The sequence below is a fragment of the Streptomyces sp. TP-A0356 genome (genome assembly GCF_001417775.1).
In the GTDB taxonomy this organism is placed as follows: Bacteria; Actinomycetota; Actinomycetes; order Streptomycetales; family Streptomycetaceae; genus Streptomyces.
The window spans coordinates 662,632-679,864 of record NZ_BBZJ01000012.1 but is presented as its reverse complement, the minus strand read 5'-3'; the positions used below and the strand labels follow the sequence as shown (position 1 = coordinate 679,864).

Below are 17,233 nucleotides of genomic sequence, written 5' to 3'. Positions count from 1 at the left end.
ACGGGCCGTGGCGAGGACCGGAGCGCCACCTCATGCGACGGCGACCGGAGCCCACATCATGCGACGGCGGCCGATTCTCCCGCGAGCAGCCGCCTGATGTCCCGTACGGCCGCGCGGCCCGCCCGGTTGGCGCCGATCGTGCTGGCCGACGGGCCGTATCCGACCAGGTGGATCCGTGGGTCGGAGACCACCCGCGTGCCCTCGATCCGAATGCCGCCGCCCGGCGCGCGCAGCCGCAGCGGAGCCAGATGGTCGATCGCGGCGCGGAAGCCCGTCGCCCACAGGATCACGTCGGCGTCGACGTGCCGCCCGTCGTCCCACTCCACGCCGTCCGGCACGATCCGGTCGAACATCGGCTGCCGGTCCAGGACTCCGTCCGCGATCGCCCGGCGGACCGCGTCGTTGAGCGGCAGCCCGGTCACGGACACCACGCTCCTCGGCGGCAGCCCCTGCCGCACCCGCTCCTCCACGAGCGTCACGGCCGACCGCCCCACCTCCTCGGTGAACGGACCCTCGCGGAACACCGGCGGACGCCGGGTCACCCAGGTGGTCGCGGCGGCGTACGGGGCGATCTCCATCAGATGCTGGGTGCCGGAGGCGCCGCCACCGACGACGACCACCCGTTGTCCGGCGAATTCCTCGGGGCCGGGGTACTGGGCCGTGTGCAACTGCCGTCCCCGGAAGTCCTTCTGGCCGGGGTAGCGGGGCCAGAAGGGCCGGTCCCAGGTGCCCGTGGCGTTGATCAGCGTCCGCGTCGACCATGTCCCGGCCGACGTCTCGACCAGCAGCCGCCCGTCCGCACCCTCGTGCACGGTCCGGACGTCGACCGGCCGTCGTACGCGCAGCGCGAAGGTGCGCTCGTAGGTGTCGAAGTACTCGACGATGACCTCGGACGACGGGCGTGCCGGGTCCGCGTCCGTCAGCTCCATGCCCGGCAGCGCGTGCATCCCGTGCACCTTGCCGTACGTCAGAGACGGCCAGCGGAACTGCCAGGCCCCGCCCGGACCGGGGGAGTGGTCGAGGACCACGAAGTCGCGGTCCGGCTCGAAACCCGTGCGCCGCAGGTGATAGGCGCTGGACAGTCCGGCCTGACCAGCGCCCACGACGACCACGTCGACTTCGCGTACCCCGGTGTTGTTCACGCCTCCACCAACCGCACCGGGGCCGTGGATCTTCCCGAACGGTCAGCGCCCGCGGCGTCGAGCGCCGCTGCTCGGCCGAGTCACCGCCGGTCGAGCAGTTCCCTGGAGGCGCGGGGTGCCGACGTGGACGGTGGCAGGCCGCCGTTGAACTCGGTGTCCACGAAGTCCCCGAAGGTCACCTTGCGCGGGATGAGCTTCAGGCCGGTGAAGGTGTCCGCGATCTGCTGCTCGGAGGCGATCAGCGGCTTGTCCACCGCCACCGGGACCCGGGAGGCGTTGGTGCGCTTCACCGAGGCCAGCGCTACCTCATACGGCAGACCGGTGTCCTTCGCCCACACCTTGGCCCACGCCTCGGGGTGTGAGTGGACCCAGTCCTGGGCGCGGCGCAGTCGCCCCAGGTAGTCCTTGATGGCCCCGGCCTTGTTCCTGTCCTTCAGGGCGCTCGGTGCGGCCACCTGGAAGGAGAGACCGTTGGTCACGCCCTCGCCGGTGGTGAGGATCCGGCCCTGCTTGGCCTGCAGGATCTGCGAGGTGTACGGGTCCCACACCGCCCAGGCGTCCACCTTTCCGCTGGTGAACGCGGCCAGCGCGTCCGCCGGCTGCAGATACTCGACCTTCACGTCGCTCAGCTTGAGCCCGGCCTTCGCGAGCGAGGCGACGAGTTGGTAGTGCGCGGACGAGCCCTGCGCGACGGCGACGGACCTGCCCTTGAGCTGTTCGGGCCCGGTGAGCTTCGAGCCGTTCGGCACGAGGAGGGCGTCGCCCTTGGACGTGCCGTGCCAGGCCGCCACCACCGTGATCTTCGAACCGGCTCCTGCCGCGAAGACCGGCGGGGTGTTGCCGACGCCACCGATGTCGACGGCCTGGGCGTTGATCGCCTCCAGCAGTGGCGGACCAGAGGTGAAGGTGGACCACTTGATCTTGTAGTCGAGGTTCTCGAGCTCACCGGCGGCCCGCAGGACCGCTTCCGAACCACCCTTCTGGTCACCGACGTCGAGCGTGAGTGAGCCCTTGCCGTCGGTGCGCCCGCCCGTCGAGGTCTCGGCGGCCGAGTTCCCGCCGCAGGCGGTGAGCAGGAGGGCGAAGGGGAGGAGCAGCGCGGCGGGGACGAGGCGTCGTCGCATGGCGGATCCGTTCGTTGCGTGGGGATTCGGGGGGTTGCGGGGAGCGTCAGGCGGCTTCGGCGGCGGTGTCGACGCCGAGTCGTTCCAGCAGCCCGGCGCGCAGTTCGGCGAACCGGGGATCGGCGATGTCGCGCGGGCGGTGGAGGTCGATGTCCTGTTCGTGCGCGATGACGCCACCGTCCATCACCAGGACGCGATCGGCGAGCAGCACGGCCTCCTCGACGTCATGCGTGACCAACAGCACGGCACAGCCGCGGCGTTGCCAGAGTTCGCCCACCAGGCGCTGGGCCTTGATGCGGGTGAGCGCGTCGAGCGCGCCGAACGGCTCGTCGAGCAGCAGCAGGTCGGGCTCACGCACCAGGGCACGGGCCAGGGAGGCGCGCTGGGCCTCGCCGCCGGAGAGGGTCTTGGGCCAGGCGTCGGAGCGGTGGCCGAGCCCGACCTCTTCCAGGGCCCGTTCGGCGAGGGCCCGCTGGGGCTTGCCGGGAAGGCCGAGCAGTACGTTGCGCCACACCTTCTTCCACGGCATCAACCGGGGCGCCTGGAAGGCGACCGCCTTGCGGCGCGGCACGAGGACGGTTCCCTCGATGTCGCGGTCGAGGCCGGCGAGGATGCGCAGCAGCGTGGACTTGCCGCAGCCGCTGCGGCCGAGCAGGGCCACGAACTCACCCGGCCGGACGTCGAGTCGCAGGTCGTCGATGACGGCGCGGCCGTCGAAGGAGCGGCTCAGCCCCTGGACATGAACCGCCTGCGATGCCCGGGACGCCTGGGGGCTCACCGGCCGGTGAACGTCGGTCGCCATTGCAGCAGCAGCCTTTCGAGGGAGCGGACGATGAAGTCGGCGAGCAGACCGAGGAAGGCGTAGACGATCAGGCAGACCACGATCACATCGGTCTGCAGGAAGTCGCGTGCCTGCACCATGAGGAAGCCGATCCCGGCGTCCGCGTTGACCTGCTCGGCGAACACGAGCGCGAGCCAGGCGATGCCCAGGGAGTAGCGCAGACCGGTCATGGCGCCGGGCATCGCGCCCGGCAGGACGACATGCCGGACCAGCCCCCGGCGCGAGAGCCCGAGGGACTCCCCGGCCTCGATCAGCTGGGCGTCCACGCCGCGGATGCCGGCGTAGACATTGAGGTAGAGCGGAAACGTCACACCCAGGGTGATGATCGCGACCTTGGGGGCCTCGCCGATGCCGAACCAGATGATGAACAGCGGGATCAGGCCCACGAACGGGACTGTTCTGAGCATCTGGACGGGAGCGTCCACGAGGTCCTCACCGACGCGGAACAGCCCGGAGACGAGGGCGAGTCCGGTGCCGATGAGAGTGCCGAACAGCAGACCGAGGGCGACCCGTTGCAGTGAGGTGGCCATCGCGGACGGCAGGGAGCCGCTGCCGACGAGGTCGCTCGTGACCTGCGCGATCCGGCCGGGTGAAGCCAGGACATCGGTGGTCAACACCCCGGTGCTGCTGAGGAGTTGCCACAGGGCGAGCAGCAGAAGCGGGCCGGAGGTGCGGCGCAGCCAGCGAGGCACGACGGTGCGGCGGGCGGAGGCGGGAACGAGGGGTTCGAGCTCGGGCGGAGCCTGCTCGCTCTTGGATATAACCGAAATGTCGTCTTTGGGGGAGTCGGGTGGCGCATGGCTGATGCTCATGAGTGCTCCACGGGAGGAGAGCGGCCGGAGGGGGCACGCCTCGGCGCCGCCGCGTCAGAGTGGACTCGGACGTGCGGGTGGGGCGGGCGAAGGTGGGAGAAGGGCGTCAGCGGCCGCGGCGACACGCGGCGGAGGCCACCCGCAGCAGGTCGATGTGACCGCGCGTGGTGAGCAGGGCTGAACGCAACATGCCGGTGAAAGTAGCCAGATGGGCCATGCCAGGTCAACGGTGTCTCGCGCAGTGGACCCTCGGTATCACCGAGCGGATGGCCGGTCAGGTGTGAAGACGGTCGCCTGGGTGAGTATGGAGACATGTCCGATGCCTTCAGCACCCGAATCCTCCACATCGCCACCGGTTCCGCGGAGACGGTCGCCGATCTCACCCAGGAGTGTGAGGCCTTCGTCCGCGAGGTGTCTCATGGCCGCGACGGCCTTCTGAACGTCTTCGTTCCGCACGCCACCGCCGGAGTGGCGGTCATCGAAACGGGTGCCGGCAGCGACGACGACCTCCTCGCCGTGCTCCACACACTGCTCCCCGCCGACGACCGCTGGCAGCACCGTCACGGGAGCCCGGGCCACGGTCGCGACCACGTCCTTCCCGCCTTCGTGCCGCCGCACGCCACCCTGCCGGTGATCGGTGGCCGGCTGGAGCTCGGGACGTGGCAGTCGGTGTGCCTGGTGGACACGAACAAGGACAATCCCAACCGTCAGGTGCGGCTGAGCTTCCTTGGCTGATGCATGTGACGGAACTGCGGCGCCGAATTCCGGTCGCACCGAATACTCCTTGGCCCGTCAGCGCGGCTGGCGCTGGCCCAGGTCAGAGGCGAGGCTCCGAGGGTCTGGCACGGGGTGGGGAGGACCGGCTCGGCGAGCGGGTCGGCTCCCCGTCGTCTCCCGGGAGGTCCAGTGGGAGACGACTGGGCGCCTAGTCACCCTGAGGGGGTGCATCCGATTCTTCTTCTTCCTCCATGAAGCGGATGCCCTCATGTGTCAGCGAGACGGTGGCGGGGGTCTTGTGGGACGTCCAGTCGACGGTGATCAGACCCTCGCCGGCCAGATAGGCGCAGGCCGCGGAGAGGTCGTCGTCGGGCATGTCCAGTTCGTCGCGGAGCGTCGCTCCGCTGACCTCGGGCCGGTTGCGTTCGACGCCTCCGTACAGAGATCGGAGAACCGCTTTCCGATAGGTCTTGCGTTCACGGAGTGTCGTCATGGCTTTCGCTCTCGGGCTCGTGGCCGCCGGTGCGGGCACTGAGGGGATGGACGGGCGGCGCGGCTGATCACTGTCCGGTCACCCCTCGTCCGCGGGATCGTGGTCGTCGAAGGACGGTTCGGTGGATGCCAGCCAGGACCGCGCGGGCTGCGCGGCGTGCGTGGTGTCGATGGTGAGATAGAGCCGGGTCGCCCCTCCGCGGCCGGCCGGGTAGCTGCGCTGCTCGGTCGACGCGAAGCAGCACCGCAGCACCTGGGCGACACGACGCGCGACATCCGGCGTCGCTGCGACGATGCGGACGTCGGCGTGGCCGCCGGAGGGCAATGGCTCGTCATCCATGGCGTCGTACCTCCTGCGGGCGATGCTGAGGACGTGCGCGGCCGCCGCTTGGAACGTCCGAGGTCAGGGGTGCACGCCGCGCTTCCACGCTCGCCCCTTCCCTGAAGCGTATGCCCGCGTGTGTGGTCCCTGCCCCTCGAACCGGGCACCGGGATCATGGTGGTGCCGGAGGGGTCGGCACTCGGTGCACGCGGAGTAGCGTGGTACGAGCGAATCCCGGGTTCGCATCGAACTTCGAAGACGGGCGGTCCCCCTCATGACCGGTTCGGACACACAGTCTGGATCCCCGCATCTGCCCAGTGGCGTTCATCAGGCCGTGCGGCCAGGGTGCGCGCTGCTGAGGCTGGAGACGACGGAGTCGCGTGAGGGCGTTCTCGACGGTGCGTGGTGGCCGCGGTCGCGTGACCTCGGCGCCGAACTGCCCGCTCTGCTGAGCGCCCTCACCGAGCACCTCGGCCCCGTCACCCGCGTCGGGCTGGACGCCGGGGCGTGGGAAGCGCTCCCCACACGCATGGTCGTCGATGACCGCGTGGTGCACATCGACTCCTTCCCGGTCGGTGACGACACGGTCCTGATCACCCGAGGTGACGGGGACCTCTTCTCGCTGCTGGTGGTTCCACCGAACGCGAAGCCCGAGGCCGCACACGCCGCCATGGCCCAGGCCGTCCGTGCCGACAACATCACCCAGGCGGAACAGATCCTCATCGACACCGGAAGCGGGCGGGGGCCGGCGAACTGACGGACCCCGTCGGCCGGACCCGCCGTCGACCGGCCGGCGCCGTGGCATGCCCCGTTGGCAGGGCTGACCAGCCGACGCGTGCCACGGCGGCATGGACCACCATGAGGTCGCCTAGTGCCACGGCGGTCATGGACCACCATGGGGTCGCCTGTCCCTGCCAGGCATCTCAGACGATTCCGGACCCTCCTTCCGACTCCCAGGTGGCTTCCCTGTCCAGGTCGGTCTCGGCGAGAGCCAGCATCTGCGGGGCGGTGAGCGGGTTCCCGGGATCGGCGGCTGCGGCAAGCATTCGGGTGGCCGCTCCGCCAGGCTCGTCCGGCGGGATGACCAACAGCTCCCAGCGCCCCACGGTGCCGCAGTCCAGGGTGATGGCATGCGCCTCGGTATCGACGTCCGTCAGGACCACCTCGATCACGTGGTCGGGCGTCATGACCGTACGCGGGGCGTCGGGCCAGGCGGCGGTGTCCACGGTGACACGGGTGACGGTGCCGAAGCCCGGGTCCAGCGAGCCGACGAGCGCGGGCAGCTCCAGTTCCAGCGCGTCACAGCGTGGCCACCAGGCTCCGTCCAGCGGGCCGTGGCTCACGTCTCGCGTGAGGGCCAGGCGGGGCAAAGGCATCCGGTAGGTGTGTGCTCGACCGGGTGACGGGCCCTCGGCGGACACTCTTCCGACGTCCATCATGCGATCCGGTCCCGGGCGGTCTTCGGCTGCCCGTTTTCATGGTTCGCCGGGAACGGCACCGCCGTGGTCGCGCTGCGCGAAATGCTCTCGGTGAAGCCAGCGTACGTCCGACCGCAGGCGAAAGGCATTGTCGCGGCGGAGCCGCGCGCACCTGAACCCGCGAACGACACAGCCACAACTTCGGCTCACTGATCCGAGTAGCCGATGTCCCCGACGCTCCAGGCGCTCACATCCTTGAGAGCGACGCGGTACATGCCGCCCGTGTCGGGAATGCCGAAGCTGCCCTGGAGGATCCGGGCGACGTGGAAGTGGAGGTGCGTGGGCCGGCCCGCGGGCATCGGCGAGTCGCCGCCGCCGTCGGATGTGGTGAAGGCGGCCGAGAAGCGGCGCAGATGCTCGGAGTCCCGCAGGACTTCTGCCACGCGCTGCTTCCACATGACTTCGGGGGCCAGCCGTCCCGTGATGACGGCCCCGGGCACCACCACGGTCAACGACATCCGACTGCTTTGCTCCGACTCCACCATCGCGGCGACTTCGACGAGCAGATCATCAGGGTGTGACATGCCTGCGGAGCCTAGCCCAGCGGGGTGGCACCGCAGAGGAGGAAACGAGGGGTTACGAGCTCTGCGGACCGTGGTCGGCTCGTACATCCCATGTCGGCGTGCCCGCGGGAGCGTTGTGGCAGGTGAAGCCGAGCCGGGTCAGCGCCCTGCGCATCTCGCCCACGGTGAAGTCGCGGCGGTCCTGCTTGGTGATCACTTCCCCGACCTGCTTGACGGGGTAGGTGCGGCGGCCGATGGTCACGGACACTCCGATGACGGGTTCGGGCCTGACGCCCTCCATCGACTGCTCGACCTCGCTCTTGATCAGGTCGAAGGGGAAACGTGCGATGACACAGCGCATGATGCCTCAACAGGGGTTGTGGGGAGAAGCGGAGAGGCCTACCGCACGAAGGCGGTCAGGGCGTGAGAGCGAGAACGCCCAGGGCGTAGCCCTGCTCGTCGACCACGGGGGACACGTCCAGCGTCCGGACCCGCATGGCGGCCTCGGCGTCGCTGAGGACCGCCGCGGAGGAAGTGAACGGTCCCCGGTCCAGTGGGATGTCCCGCAGCCGTGTCCGGTCGCTGTACCACGAGCCCCCGCGGTGGGCGGTGAGCTGAGACCGGGTGACCAGGCCGGTGCACCGTCCGTCCTCGTCCCGCACGAGCAGGTGCGCGACACGGGCGCCGATGAGAACGGACAGCGCCACGTCGACCGCCATGTGGTCGTCGACCTGCGGTCCGGGAGCGTGCATCGCGTCACGGGCGGTCAGGCCGGTGCCGTCGGTGTGGTGGCACAGGGGCGGAATGGGCGTCAAGGGCTTCTCCTCTTCGATGGGGTTCGATGAAGGCAGGCATGACGAGCGGACGTTCGCCCGAACCGCTGGGCCGCGGAGATCCGTCAGAAGGGCCTAGGAAGGACGGCGGCTCCGTCCGCCTCGACCGCGGCCGGAGGATCCGGTGTGCCGGGGACGTTCGACGACCGGCGCGGTGACGGTGACGGGTACACCGGAGGGTGTCCGGGCGCCGGTGATGCGGTTCAGCTCGGCTTCGCCCGGGCGGACCCGTGAGGTCCGCGGGGTGATGCCGGCGTCGGCCATCAGGCGGTCCACCGCGCGACGCTGGTGCGGCAGAACGAGGGTGACGACGGTGCCGGACTCACCGGCGCGGGCGGTACGGCCGCCGCGGTGCAGGTAGTCCTTGTGGTCGCCGGGAGGGTCGACGTTCACGACGAGGTCGAGGTTGTCGACGTGAATACCGCGGGCCGCGACGTTGGTGGCCACCAGGACCGTGATGTGGCCTTCCCTGAACCGGGCGAGCGTCCGCGTGCGCTGAGGCTGGGACTTGCCCCCGTGCAGGGCCGAGGCGCGCACACCGACGGCCAGCAGATGCTTGGCCAGCCGGTCCACCGCGTGCTTGGTGTCCAGGAACATGATCACTCGACCGTCACGGGCGGCGATCTCGGTGGCGGTGGCGTGCTTGTCGGCGTCGTGCACGTGCAGCAGGTGGTGCTCCATGGTGGTGACGGCGTCCGCTGCCGGGTCGACCGAATGCACCACGGGGTCGTGGAGGTAGCGGCGTACGAGGAGGTCGACGTTGCGGTCCAACGTGGCCGAGAACAGCAGACGCTGGCCTCCGGGCCTCACCTGGTCGAGCAGCGCGGTCACTTGCGGCATGAAGCCCATGTCGGCCATCTGATCGGCTTCGTCCAGGACGGTGACGCCGATGCGATCCAGTCGGCAGTCGCCCCGGTCGATGAGGTCCTTGAGACGGCCGGGTGTCGCGACGACGACCTCGGCACCGTCGCGCAGAGCGCGCGCCTGCCCGCCGATCGACACACCACCCACCACCGTGGCGAGCCGCAGGCGCAGGGCCCGGGCGTAGGGCGCGAGCGCGGTGGTGACTTGCTGGGCCAGTTCCCGGGTGGGTACGAGGACGAGGGCGAGCGGCTGCCGGGGTTCGGCCCGCTGCCCGTCGAGACGGGCCAGCAGGGGCAGGCCGAAGGCGAGCGTCTTGCCCGAACCCGTGCGCCCGCGGCCCAGGACGTCGCGGCCGGCCAGCGCGTTCGGCAGCGTCGCCGCCTGGATCGGGAAGGGCACGGTCACGCCTTGGGAGCGAAGCGCGGTCAGCAGACGCCCGGGCATGTCGAGGTCGGCGAACGACTCGACGGCCGGCAGCGCTTCGGTGAGGGTGGTCGGCAGGGCGAACTCCCCGCGATGCGCGGCGGGCCGCGCTCCTTGGCCACTCTTCCGCCCGGCGGCCGGACGCGTGCCTTGGCGGCGAGTCTCCTGAGGACGGAAGCGACTGCCCCGAGCGGAGCCCGTGGAGGTTCTGTCCGCGCCGGAGCGGGCGGGGTTGTTGCCGGTGCGGCGGGCGCGGTGCATGGGGCGAACCTTCCTCGATGCGGCACGTATCGAGGAATTCCTCCCGGCGGTGGAGAGCCGCACGAGGAACGGCGGTGTGAGAGCCGCACGAGGATTCACAAGAATGAGCCGAAGATAATGCGAAAGAGTCGGGCCTGCTCAGTAGTGCAGGAAGACAACGGACTGGGGCCCGCACCCCAGGAGTGCGGGCCCCAGCCACATGGTTCGCGTCAGCGTCAGGCGGGAACGATATTCTCGGCCTGCGGACCCTTCTGGCCCTGCGTGACGTCGAAGGTAACCTTCTGGCCTTCCTGAAGCTCGCGGAAGCCGGAGGCGGCGATGTTCGAGTAGTGGGCGAACACGTCAGCGCCGCCGCCGTCCTGCTCGATGAAGCCGAAGCCCTTTTCCGCGTTGAACCACTTCACGGTGCCAGATGCCATATTGAATCTCCCTTTGGGGCAGTGCCGGAATCCGCACTTTGCGGACCCCGAGTCGCCGCGATGATCACCCCTCCGGAAAGACCCCGGAAAGCTCCGCAAAGAAACAAGTCTCTGGTAACCAAAACTGCAACTGGTGAGAGGCTAACACAGGTCGGTCGAAAACCCCATGCGCTCCGGAATGCTCATCCTGCCGGAGTGTGCGTTTCTACATCGGCGGCGCTAGATATTCGCGCCGCGGTCGTCCAGCTTCCTCCGCATCTCCTCGTTCAGGCGGAGGGCCTCGTCGAGTTGGTCCTCGAGGAGGATGATGCGGCACGCGGCTTCGATGGGGGTGCCCTGGTCGACGAGTTCGCGGGCGCGGCCGGCAATGCGCAACTGGCGGCGGGAGTAGCGGCGGTGGCCGCCCTCCGAACGCAGAGGGGTGATCAGCTCCGCCTCGCCGATGGCTCGGAGGAAGGCAGGGGTGGTGACGAGAATGTCGGCGGCTCGCCCCATGGTGTAGGCCGGGTAGTCGTCATCGTCGAGGTTGCCGACGGCAGGGGAGTTCTCAGCGGGCATAGCACCTTGGTTTCGGGGACGCGACGGGTGGCCGGGCGCGCTCGGCACCCGTGCTCCGAAGGCTTCAGCACCATCTGCCGGGTGCACCAACCCTAACTCCCGGGGCGCGGATATGTGCTCCGGCTGTGACAGATTCCCACCTGAGTGCGGGATCCGGGTGGTGCGCATCGATTCGTTCCCGGTCGGCCCGCCGGTCCGGGCATGCCTCCGAAGCTGTCCTGGGCTACGGCGGGCGTCGAAGCCCAAGGCGCTGAGTGTGCCTCGGCGCCTGCCCGTCGGGCGGCGCGGGTAGTTCGGCGTCAGGTCGTATGAACGGGGCGCCCTGCGCCGTGGGCGTGCGGACCGGTGTCAGTCCTGATCTCCGGCGTGGCCCGGGTGGCGCTCACCGCCGGGCGCGCCCGAGCGCAGCCCGTCCATGACGAGGTCCAGGAGCCGGTTGGTGCGGGCCTGCCACTCCTCACCGGGTTCGATCTGCCAGAGGCCGGCTATGGCGAGGAAGAAGTCGTCCGCGGTCACTCCCGGACGGATGGTGCCGGCCTCCTCGCCGGCGCGGAGCAGGCGTTCGGCCGCGGAGGTCACCGGGCCGTGGCCCGGTTTCGCCGGGCTTCCCGGTGTGCTCGTGGCCTGACGGATCGCGTCCGCCAGGCCGACCTTGGCGATGGCGAACTGCGCGAGGTGGTCCATCCATTGGCGCAGGGCGCGGTCGGGTTCCCGGCTCCGCAGCAGCTGGGCCGCGCTGTCGGCCACCTGCTGCACCTCGTGGCGGTAGACCTCCAGGACGAGCGCCTCACGGTTGGGGAAGTTGCGATAGAACGTCCCCTGTCCGACGCCCGCCTTCTTGGCGATCAAGCTCAGCGGGGCGTCCGCGGAGCGCGTCAGCTCGGCCAGTGCGACTTCCAGAATGCGCTCGCGATTCCGTTGCGCGTCCGAGCGCTGAGGCGGGTCCTTCTTCGCCTGCACGTGTCCTCCTCGCGGGCTCATGGCGCAAACCCGACCTTGCTAACCGGACAGCTGTCCGTTACGTTTTCCAGTAGCGGACAGCTGTCCGGTCAGGTCCACCATAGCGGCGGATGCGGTCGGCGCGGGCGACCGGTGACCGTCGTCACCGGCGCCGCTCCCTCGCATCCTGCATGTATCCCACGCGACATCGCTACGTACAGCGCCATCTCCCTGTTTCCCGCATCGTCTGTCCGCCGGATCCCCTCGACGCGTTCCGGCTACGCGAAAGAAGCTGATCATGGCCCCATCGACGTCCAGCGCCATCACCCTGAACATCAATGGCGAGAAGTACACGCTGTCCGTCGACCACCGCACCACCCTGCTCGACGCACTGCGCGAGCGCCTCGATCTGACCGGCACCAAGAAGGGCTGCGACCAGGGACAGTGCGGTGCCTGCACCGTCCTGCTCGACGGGCGCCGAGCCGTCTCCTGCCTGCAACTCGCGGTGGCGGCCGAGGGGCGCGAGATCACCACCATCGAAGGCGTGGCCGAGGGCGAGCGGCTGCACCCCGTGCAGCAGGCCTTCCTCGACCTCGACGGCTACCAGTGCGGCTACTGCACGCCGGGGCAGATCTGCTCGGCCGTCGCGATGATCGAGGAACACGCGGCGGGCTGGCCGAGCGCGGTCACCGACGACATACGGCCCGAAGCGGGGCCACCTCCGCTGACCGCCGAGGAGATCCGTGAGCGGATGAGCGGCAACCTGTGCCGCTGCGGCGCCTACGTGTCGATCGTCCAGGCGGTCGCCCGCGCGGCCGCGGGCGAGGCGGCGGCGAAGCCCGGTATCGAGGCCGAGGCCACGGAGGCGGCGGCATGAGGGAGTTCGGCTATCAGAGGGTGTCCGACGTCGCCGGCGCGCTGGCAGTGCTCGGTGCCGATCCGGACGCGCGCTTCCTCGGCGGCGGCACCAATCTCGTGGACCTGATGAAGACCGGCGTCGAGCGGCCCGCCCGTCTCGTCGACGTACGGGAACTCCCCCTGGACGGAATCGAGTCGACGAAGGACGGCGGCCTGCGCATCGGTGCGACCGTCACCAACAGCGAGCTCGCCGCCCACCCCGAAGTCCGCCGCCGCTACCCGGCGTTGACCCAGGCGGTGCTGGCCGGCGCCTCCGGGCAACTGCGCAACATGGCCACGGTCGGCGGGAACCTGCTCCAGCGCACCCGATGCGGCTACTTCGCCGACGTGACCAAGCCGTGCAACAAGCGTGCCCCCGGCAGCGGTTGTCCCGCCATCGCGGGAGAGCACCGCAACCACGCGATCCTCGGCGCCTCCGACCACTGCGTGGCCGTACACCCCTCGGACATGGGCGTGGCGCTGACGGCCTTCGACGCCGTCGTCTCGTACGAGACGACCACCGGGCCGGGGGAGTTGCCGCTCGCCGACTTCTATCTGCCCGTGGGCGACACCCCGCACCTGGAGACCGCCCTGCCGTCGGGAGCGTTGATCACCGGCGTCACCCTGCCGCCCGCTCCGGTCGCCGCCCTCTCGCGCTACCGGAAGGTGCGCGAGCGTGCCTCGTACGCGTTCGCGATCGGCTCGGTCGCCGCCGCGCTCGACGTCCGCGACGGCGTCGTACGCGATGTGCGCCTGGCCCTCGGCGCGGTCGCGTCCCGGCCGTGGCGGGCCCGCGCGGCCGAACGGGTGCTGGCCGGGGCGCCGGCCGACGGCGAGACGTTCGCCGCCGCCGCGGACGCCGAACTGGCGGCGGCCGAGCCGCTGCCCCACAACGGATACAAGGTGACACTGATGCGCAACCTCGTGGTGGCCGTGCTGACCGAACTCGCCGAGGAGGCCACCCGATGACCACCGCCACGACCGGGACCACGGCGGCGAAGGGTGCCGTCGGTACCGCGCACACCCGTGTCGAGGGCCGGGACAAGGTCACCGGAGCTGCTCGGTACGCGGGAGAGATCCCCTTCGCCGAACTCGCCCACGGCTGGCTGGTGCTGTCCACCGTCGCCCGCGGCCGCATCCGCTCGGTGGAGACCGCTCCCGTCCTCGGGATGCCGGGCGTTCTCACCGTCCTGCACCACCACAACGCCCCGCGTGTGGAGACCGACTTCGTCGGCATGCTGGGAGTCCCGCCGGACCAGACCTGCGCCGTCTTCCAGCACGACCGCGTGCCGCACTTCGGCTGGCCGGTGGCGCTCGTCGTCGCAGAGACCTCCGAGCAGGCCCGGGAGGCCGCCGAGGCGCTCGTGGTGCACTACGAGGAGGAACCGCACGACGTCACGTTCTCCGGCGAACACCCGGACGCCTACCCGCTGGACAGCCACATGCCGGCGGTGGCGGAGAAGGGGGACCTGGAGGCGGAACTCGCCGCGTCCTCCGTCGTCCTGGACGCCGAGTACACCACGCCGGAAGAGCACCACAACCCGATGGAGCCGCACGCGGCGACGGCCCGCTGGGACGGTGGGCGACTCGAAGTCGTCGACTCCAACCAGGGCGCCACCTGGGTCGTGGGCGAACTCGCGAAGCTGTTCTCGCTCGACCCGGCCTCGGTGCGGGTGCGGTCCGAACACGTCGGTGGCGGCTTCGGCAGCAAGGGTGTCCGCGCGCACCAGGTGGCCGCGGTGATGGCCGCGACCGTGCTCCAGCGCCCCGTCCGCGTGGTCCTCACCCGCCGCCAGATGTTCTCGCTCGTCGGCTACCGCAGCCCCACCACGCAGCGCATCAGGCTCGGCGCCCACGCCGACGGGCGGCTGCGCGCGCTGGAACACCGCTCGCTGAGCCTCACCTCGACCGTGCACGAGTTCATCGAACCGGCCGCCGGAGTCGCACGGGTGATGTACGACGCCGACGCCCACCACACCGCCAACCGCGTCGTGCGCCTGGACGTGCCGACCCCGACGTGGATGCGCGCGCCGGGCGAGGCACCCGGCTCGTTCGCCCTCGAGGCCGCGCTGGACGAACTCGCCGAGAAGTGCGGGATCGACCCGATCGAGCTGCGCCTGCGCAACGAGCCCGAGAAGGGCCCCGTCTCCGGACTGCCGTTCAGCAGCCGCAACTTGCGCGCCTGCTTCCGGGAGGGCGCCCGCAGGTTCGGCTGGGCGGAGCGGGACCCGCGTCCCGGACAGCGCCGCGACGGGCGATGGCTGCTCGGCACCGGCACGGCGGCCGCCTCCTTCGGCGTGGGAGTCGGACCCTCCACGGCGGTCGTGACGGCGCAGGCGGACGGAACCTTCACCGTCCGGATCGCCGCGGCGGACATCGGAACCGGGGCGCGGACCGCGCTCACCCTGGTCGCCGCGGACGCGCTGGAGGTGACCCCGGACCGCGTCCGGGTGCGCATCGGGGACAGTGACTTCGGGCCAGCGATGATCGCGGGTGGTTCGATGGGCACCCGTTCCTGGGCGTGGGCCGTGATGGCCGCGGCCGGCGAACTGCGCGAGCGGCTCGCCCTGGGCGCGGACATCCCTCCGGAGGGAATCACCGTACGGTCGGACACCACCGCGGCCATCGGCGCCCTCGCCCAGAAGGAACGGCACTCCTTCGGCGCGCAGTTCGCCGAGGTCGCGGTGGACACCACCACGGGCGAGGTGCGCGTACGGCGCATGCTCGGGATGTTCGCGGCGGGCCGGATCGTCAACCCGCTCACCGCACGTAACCAGTTCCTCGGCGGCATGATCTGGGGCATCTCCATGGCCCTGCACGAGGAGGCGGTCCGGGACCGGGCCTCGGGCGGCCACGTCGGCGCGGACCTCGCGGGCTATCACGTCGCCACACACGCCGACGTACCGCTCATCGAGGCGGACTGGGTCGACGACCCGGACCCGGACGACCCGGTCGGGATCAAGGGCATCGGCGAGATCGGCATCGTGGGCGCCTCGGCGGCGATCGCCAACGCGGTCTGGCACGCCACCGGTGTCCGTCACCGGAACCTGCCCATCCGGCCCGACCGCGTCCTGCTCGCGGACACGGGAGCACGGGATGCTTGACATCGCCGAGGAGCTCAACCGCTGGGCCGAGGAGGGCCGGGACTTCGCCGTCGCCACCGTGGTGGCCGTCGGCGGCAGCGCGCCCCGCGGCCCGGGTGCCGCCCTCGCCGTCGACAGCGAAGGCACGGCCATCGGCTCGGTCTCCGGCGGGTGCGTGGAAGGAGCGGTGTACGACCTGTGCGTCCAGGCACTCCAGGACGGCGAGACCGTCCTCGAACGGTTCGGCTACAGCGACGAGGACGCCTTCGCCGTCGGGCTGACCTGCGGCGGGGTCCTCGACGTCATGGTCACGCCGGTCGCTGCCCAGGCGCCCGTCAGGACGGTGTTGCGGTCGGCGCTGTCGGCCGCGGCCCGGGGGGAAGCCGCGGCCGTCGCCAGGGTCACCCGAGGCCCGGTCCAACTCCTGGGCAATGCCCTGCTGGTGGGCCCCGACGGGGCGTACGAAGGCGGTCTCGGCGGCCGTTCGGAGCTGGACCGGACGGCGGCGGCCGTCGCCCGGGCCATGCTGGACACCGGACGCTCCGGCACGGTCGAACTCTCGGAGGACGGCTCGCACTGCCCCGGCGGACTCACGCTGTTCGTCGAGTCGAAGGTGCCGCCGCCTCGCATGATCGTCTTCGGCGCGATCGACTTCGCCTCGGCGCTCGTGCGTGTGGGCAAGTTCCTCGGCTATCACGTGACCGTGTGCGACGCCCGCCCCGTCTTCGCCACGCGGGCCCGCTTCCCGGAGGCCGACGACATCGTGGTCGACTGGCCGCACCGCTATCTGCGGCGCACCGCGACCGACGGGCGCACGGTCCTGTGCGTGCTCACCCACGACGCCAAGTTCGACATACCCCTGCTGAAGGCGGCCCTGCGGATGCCGGTCGCGTTCGTCGGCGCGATGGGCTCGCGCCGCACGCACGACGACCGCAACCGGCGACTGCGTGAAGCCGGTCTGAGCGAGCGGGAGCTGGCCCGGTTGAGGTCACCGATCGGGCTCGACCTCGGTGCCCGCACGCCCGAGGAGACCGCCCTGTCGATCGCGGCGGAGATCGTCGCGGTCAGGCGTGGAGGGACGGGCGTTCCGCTGACCGGTTCACGGACGCCGATTCACCGGGCCGGGGAGGAGCGGGGCACCATAGCGGCCGCCTGACGGTCGGACCGGCGCCCGGCCCGGAGCGAGCGGACGGTGGGGGCCGGGGCCGACCTCACAGGACTGCCTCTTGTGGCTGTCGACGGCGCTGTGCACGTTGATCGCGAAGCGGTCCCGGGTGAAGTGCACCGCTTCGCGGGCCTCTTCGATCGGGAGGGGAGCGGTGAGCCGGTGCCGGGCGGGGTCGGGGGCGTCCGGCACCTGCCGGGTGTCCACCGGCGCTGCCATCGACACGGTGCGGCCTGTGCGGACTTCGCTCGCCGCCGCCCGCACCTCGTCCGGCGTGATGCGCTCCGGTGCCCCTCTGGCCGCCGTGCCGGATCCGGTCGCGGTGTGCAGGTGCAGGTACAACGCCCGCAAGTCGTCCCG

The 17,233-nt window shown here is 70.8% G+C and carries 22 protein-coding genes; 6 read left to right on the top strand and 16 right to left on the bottom strand.

All coding sequences use genetic code 11. The features are described from left to right. Positions 1 to 56: 56 nt before the first annotated feature. The 5 genes from ASC56_RS03075 to ASC56_RS43035 form a co-directional block, all read right to left on the bottom strand. On the bottom strand, positions 57 to 1,142 hold the full coding sequence (locus tag ASC56_RS03075) for an NAD(P)-binding domain-containing protein (protein ID WP_055489534.1): 1,086 nt from the start codon (positions 1,140 to 1,142) through the stop codon (positions 57 to 59). Between the two features lie 80 nt (positions 1,143 to 1,222). Next, positions 1,223 to 2,266, bottom strand: a complete 1,044-nt coding sequence (locus tag ASC56_RS03070) for an ABC transporter substrate-binding protein (protein ID WP_055489533.1) — start codon at positions 2,264 to 2,266, stop codon at positions 1,223 to 1,225. 46 nt (positions 2,267 to 2,312) lie between these two features. After that, positions 2,313 to 3,068, bottom strand: a complete 756-nt coding sequence (locus ASC56_RS03065; RefSeq protein WP_055489532.1) for an ABC transporter ATP-binding protein — start codon at positions 3,066 to 3,068, stop codon at positions 2,313 to 2,315. Next, positions 3,041 to 3,919 (bottom strand): ABC transporter permease, encoded by an 879-nt coding sequence (locus tag ASC56_RS03060; protein ID WP_055489531.1) that lies wholly within the window; start codon positions 3,917 to 3,919, stop codon positions 3,041 to 3,043. The genes ASC56_RS03065 and ASC56_RS03060 overlap by 28 nt, the downstream gene beginning before the upstream one ends. A gap of 106 nt (positions 3,920 to 4,025) precedes the next feature. Further along, positions 4,026 to 4,109 carry a putative leader peptide gene (locus ASC56_RS43035; protein ID WP_313884353.1) on the bottom strand — a complete coding sequence of 28 codons (84 nt, stop codon included), beginning with the start codon at positions 4,107 to 4,109 and terminating at the stop codon, positions 4,026 to 4,028. A 122-nt stretch (positions 4,110 to 4,231) separates the two neighbouring features. Between ASC56_RS43035 and ASC56_RS03055 the strand changes: the two genes are divergently transcribed. Then, entirely contained in the window at positions 4,232 to 4,654 is a 423-nt protein-coding gene (locus ASC56_RS03055) for a secondary thiamine-phosphate synthase enzyme YjbQ (protein WP_055489530.1), read from the top strand. 190 nt (positions 4,655 to 4,844) lie between these two features. Here the strand turns inward: ASC56_RS03055 and ASC56_RS03050 are convergent, their stop codons facing one another. Both ASC56_RS03050 and ASC56_RS03045 read right to left on the bottom strand, forming a co-directional pair. Continuing rightward, a complete protein-coding gene (locus ASC56_RS03050) occupies positions 4,845 to 5,129 on the bottom strand; it encodes a hypothetical protein (protein WP_055489529.1) in 285 nt (94 codons plus the stop codon). 78 nt (positions 5,130 to 5,207) lie between these two features. Beyond that, the gene (locus tag ASC56_RS03045) at positions 5,208 to 5,468 is read right to left on the bottom strand and encodes a hypothetical protein (RefSeq protein WP_055489528.1); all 261 of its coding nucleotides are present in this window, start codon (positions 5,466 to 5,468) and stop codon (positions 5,208 to 5,210) included. A gap of 256 nt (positions 5,469 to 5,724) precedes the next feature. On the opposite strand from ASC56_RS03045, the gene ASC56_RS03040 reads away from it, so the two are divergent. Beyond that, a complete protein-coding gene (locus ASC56_RS03040; RefSeq protein ID WP_055489527.1) occupies positions 5,725 to 6,207 on the top strand; it encodes a DUF5994 family protein in 483 nt (160 codons plus the stop codon). Between the two features lie 166 nt (positions 6,208 to 6,373). Here ASC56_RS03040 and ASC56_RS03035 read toward each other — a convergent pair whose 3' ends face one another. The 8 genes from ASC56_RS03035 to ASC56_RS03000 all read right to left on the bottom strand — a co-directional run bounded on the left by ASC56_RS03035 (position 6,374) and on the right by ASC56_RS03000 (position 11,749). Further along, complete coding sequence (locus ASC56_RS03035; RefSeq protein ID WP_055489526.1) at positions 6,374 to 6,826, bottom strand: DUF5994 family protein; 453 nt, start codon at positions 6,824 to 6,826, stop codon at positions 6,374 to 6,376. Between the two features lie 248 nt (positions 6,827 to 7,074). After that, positions 7,075 to 7,452, bottom strand: a complete 378-nt coding sequence (locus ASC56_RS03030; RefSeq protein ID WP_055489525.1) for a hypothetical protein — start codon at positions 7,450 to 7,452, stop codon at positions 7,075 to 7,077. Between the two features lie 52 nt (positions 7,453 to 7,504). After that, on the bottom strand, positions 7,505 to 7,792 hold the full coding sequence (locus ASC56_RS03025; RefSeq protein WP_055489524.1) for an SCO5918 family protein: 288 nt from the start codon (positions 7,790 to 7,792) through the stop codon (positions 7,505 to 7,507). A gap of 55 nt (positions 7,793 to 7,847) precedes the next feature. Continuing rightward, positions 7,848 to 8,246, bottom strand: coding sequence for a CBS domain-containing protein (locus ASC56_RS03020; protein WP_371330023.1), 399 nt, complete (start codon positions 8,244 to 8,246; stop codon positions 7,848 to 7,850). 93 nt (positions 8,247 to 8,339) lie between these two features. Next, the gene (locus tag ASC56_RS03015) at positions 8,340 to 9,812 is read right to left on the bottom strand and encodes a DEAD/DEAH box helicase (protein ID WP_055489523.1); all 1,473 of its coding nucleotides are present in this window, start codon (positions 9,810 to 9,812) and stop codon (positions 8,340 to 8,342) included. 215 nt (positions 9,813 to 10,027) lie between these two features. After that, positions 10,028 to 10,231 carry a cold-shock protein gene (locus ASC56_RS03010; protein WP_055489522.1) on the bottom strand — a complete coding sequence of 68 codons (204 nt, stop codon included), beginning with the start codon at positions 10,229 to 10,231 and terminating at the stop codon, positions 10,028 to 10,030. 219 nt (positions 10,232 to 10,450) lie between these two features. Then, positions 10,451 to 10,789, bottom strand: coding sequence for a MerR family transcriptional regulator (locus ASC56_RS03005; protein WP_055489521.1), 339 nt, complete (start codon positions 10,787 to 10,789; stop codon positions 10,451 to 10,453). A 348-nt stretch (positions 10,790 to 11,137) separates the two neighbouring features. Next, positions 11,138 to 11,749 carry a TetR/AcrR family transcriptional regulator gene (locus tag ASC56_RS03000; protein ID WP_107309161.1) on the bottom strand — a complete coding sequence of 204 codons (612 nt, stop codon included), beginning with the start codon at positions 11,747 to 11,749 and terminating at the stop codon, positions 11,138 to 11,140. A 277-nt stretch (positions 11,750 to 12,026) separates the two neighbouring features. Between ASC56_RS03000 and ASC56_RS02995 the strand changes: the two genes are divergently transcribed. From ASC56_RS02995 to ASC56_RS02980, 4 genes are read left to right on the top strand one after another with little or no spacing between them, the layout of a single operon-like run. Continuing rightward, positions 12,027 to 12,605 (top strand): (2Fe-2S)-binding protein, encoded by a 579-nt coding sequence (locus ASC56_RS02995; RefSeq protein ID WP_055489519.1) that lies wholly within the window; start codon positions 12,027 to 12,029, stop codon positions 12,603 to 12,605. Next, positions 12,602 to 13,594, top strand: a complete 993-nt coding sequence (locus tag ASC56_RS02990; RefSeq protein ID WP_055489518.1) for a xanthine dehydrogenase family protein subunit M — start codon at positions 12,602 to 12,604, stop codon at positions 13,592 to 13,594. Before ASC56_RS02995 ends, ASC56_RS02990 begins: the two co-directional genes overlap by 4 nt. Continuing rightward, positions 13,591 to 15,729 carry a xanthine dehydrogenase family protein molybdopterin-binding subunit gene (locus ASC56_RS02985; protein ID WP_055489517.1) on the top strand — a complete coding sequence of 713 codons (2,139 nt, stop codon included), beginning with the start codon at positions 13,591 to 13,593 and terminating at the stop codon, positions 15,727 to 15,729. The genes ASC56_RS02990 and ASC56_RS02985 overlap by 4 nt, the downstream gene beginning before the upstream one ends. Then, positions 15,722 to 16,864: an XdhC/CoxI family protein gene (locus ASC56_RS02980; protein WP_055489516.1), complete on the top strand. Its 1,143-nt coding sequence runs from the start codon at positions 15,722 to 15,724 to the stop codon at positions 16,862 to 16,864. Before ASC56_RS02985 ends, ASC56_RS02980 begins: the two co-directional genes overlap by 8 nt. On the opposite strand, the gene ASC56_RS02975 is transcribed toward ASC56_RS02980, so the two are convergent. After that, complete coding sequence (locus ASC56_RS02975; protein WP_159039585.1) at positions 16,808 to 17,224, bottom strand: hypothetical protein; 417 nt, start codon at positions 17,222 to 17,224, stop codon at positions 16,808 to 16,810. The genes ASC56_RS02980 and ASC56_RS02975 overlap by 57 nt on opposite strands. Positions 17,225 to 17,233: the final 9 nt, after the last annotated feature.

Coding starts and splice junctions, on each gene's coding strand:
- ASC56_RS03070 (WP_055489533.1), bottom strand. CDS start 2,266: ATGCGACGACGCCTCGTCCCCGCCGCGCTGCTCCTCCCCTTCGCCCTC.
- ASC56_RS03065 (WP_055489532.1), bottom strand. CDS start 3,068: ATGGCGACCGACGTTCACCGGCCGGTGAGCCCCCAGGCGTCCCGGGCA.
- ASC56_RS03060 (WP_055489531.1), bottom strand. CDS start 3,919: ATGAGCATCAGCCATGCGCCACCCGACTCCCCCAAAGACGACATTTCG.
- ASC56_RS43035 (WP_313884353.1), bottom strand. CDS start 4,109: ATGTTGCGTTCAGCCCTGCTCACCACGCGCGGTCACATCGACCTGCTG.
- ASC56_RS03055 (WP_055489530.1), top strand. CDS start 4,232: ATGTCCGATGCCTTCAGCACCCGAATCCTCCACATCGCCACCGGTTCC.
- ASC56_RS03050 (WP_055489529.1), bottom strand. CDS start 5,129: ATGACGACACTCCGTGAACGCAAGACCTATCGGAAAGCGGTTCTCCGA.
- ASC56_RS03045 (WP_055489528.1), bottom strand. CDS start 5,468: ATGGATGACGAGCCATTGCCCTCCGGCGGCCACGCCGACGTCCGCATC.
- ASC56_RS03040 (WP_055489527.1), top strand. CDS start 5,725: ATGACCGGTTCGGACACACAGTCTGGATCCCCGCATCTGCCCAGTGGC.
- ASC56_RS03035 (WP_055489526.1), bottom strand. CDS start 6,826: ATGCCTTTGCCCCGCCTGGCCCTCACGCGAGACGTGAGCCACGGCCCG.
- ASC56_RS03030 (WP_055489525.1), bottom strand. CDS start 7,452: ATGTCACACCCTGATGATCTGCTCGTCGAAGTCGCCGCGATGGTGGAG.
- ASC56_RS03025 (WP_055489524.1), bottom strand. CDS start 7,792: ATGCGCTGTGTCATCGCACGTTTCCCCTTCGACCTGATCAAGAGCGAG.
- ASC56_RS03015 (WP_055489523.1), bottom strand. CDS start 9,812: ATGCACCGCGCCCGCCGCACCGGCAACAACCCCGCCCGCTCCGGCGCG.
- ASC56_RS03010 (WP_055489522.1), bottom strand. CDS start 10,231: ATGGCATCTGGCACCGTGAAGTGGTTCAACGCGGAAAAGGGCTTCGGC.
- ASC56_RS03005 (WP_055489521.1), bottom strand. CDS start 10,789: ATGCCCGCTGAGAACTCCCCTGCCGTCGGCAACCTCGACGATGACGAC.
- ASC56_RS02995 (WP_055489519.1), top strand. CDS start 12,027: ATGGCCCCATCGACGTCCAGCGCCATCACCCTGAACATCAATGGCGAG.
- ASC56_RS02990 (WP_055489518.1), top strand. CDS start 12,602: ATGAGGGAGTTCGGCTATCAGAGGGTGTCCGACGTCGCCGGCGCGCTG.
- ASC56_RS02985 (WP_055489517.1), top strand. CDS start 13,591: ATGACCACCGCCACGACCGGGACCACGGCGGCGAAGGGTGCCGTCGGT.
- ASC56_RS02980 (WP_055489516.1), top strand. CDS start 15,722: ATGCTTGACATCGCCGAGGAGCTCAACCGCTGGGCCGAGGAGGGCCGG.